At 46.7% G+C, this 276-nt stretch carries 1 protein-coding gene; it reads right to left on the bottom strand.

The genetic code is table 11. The features are described 5' to 3' along the window. A partial coding sequence (locus R0J92_RS22820; RefSeq protein WP_411053345.1) for a hypothetical protein occupies positions 1–257 on the bottom strand: 257 nt, incomplete at its 3' end. Positions 258–276: the final 19 nt, after the last annotated feature.

Raw genomic sequence — 276 nt, 5'->3', positions numbered from 1 at the left:
CAGCGATCATAAATATAATGCACCCGTTCACGACTGAGGGGGGGTTGCCAGTTCAAGAAGTGTCCAATGGGAGTTAAAACACTGCCTAAAAAGCGAATTAACCAGCGTGGGGCTTCTTTTGGCGTGCTAATTCCCGTTTTTTCACTGAGAAAGTCGAACATTTCCCCAATGGTGAGTTCTCCTGCTGAAATGATGTAGTGTTCTCCAGATGGGGCAATTTTTGCTGCTTGGATCATGGCGGTGACGAGATCATCCACATGAACAATTCCTGTTGCG

It is taken from the genome of Tritonibacter sp. SIMBA_163 (assembly GCF_046535935.1).
GTDB lineage: Bacteria > Pseudomonadota > Alphaproteobacteria > Rhodobacterales > Rhodobacteraceae > Epibacterium > Epibacterium scottomollicae.
The sequence above is the reverse complement of the archived record's forward strand: the minus strand, read 5'-3'. Positions and strand labels throughout refer to the sequence as shown.